Source organism: Saccharothrix sp. ST-888 (genome assembly GCF_000955975.1).
Classification (GTDB): domain Bacteria; phylum Actinomycetota; class Actinomycetes; order Streptomycetales; family Streptomycetaceae; genus Kitasatospora.
Genome location: NZ_JYJF01001026.1, coordinates 1 through 290, shown reverse-complemented (window position 1 = coordinate 290; position 290 = coordinate 1). Strand labels below are relative to the sequence as shown.

Sequence of the window (290 nt, the reverse complement as noted above, 5' to 3'; positions counted from 1 at the left end):
TGCCGCCCTCGCCGAGCACGTGCGGGACGAACTCTTCCCGGACAGCGTCCGGGCGGCGGCCCTCGATCCCCAGGAGGCCGAGTTGCGAGCGGCGCTGGATCGCATCTCGCTGGCCCGGTTCCGGGAGGTGGGACTCCTGGAAACCCTGCTGCAGCTCGCCAGTCCCGGCGACGACAGCTCGATCCCCAGCGGCGGCGATGAGTTGGACCTGATCGACACGATGGACGTGGCGAGCCTCATCGACATTGCCCTCGACAGCAACGAAACCTGACACGTTCGAAGTGCGGAGC

At 67.9% G+C, this 290-nt stretch carries 1 protein-coding gene; it reads left to right on the top strand.

The window, feature by feature from the left end; genetic code table 11:
* Positions 1 to 271 (top strand): hypothetical protein (locus UK12_RS42745; RefSeq protein ID WP_045307339.1); only part of this gene is annotated, 271 nt, incomplete at its 5' end.
* Positions 272 to 290 lie beyond the last annotated feature (19 nt).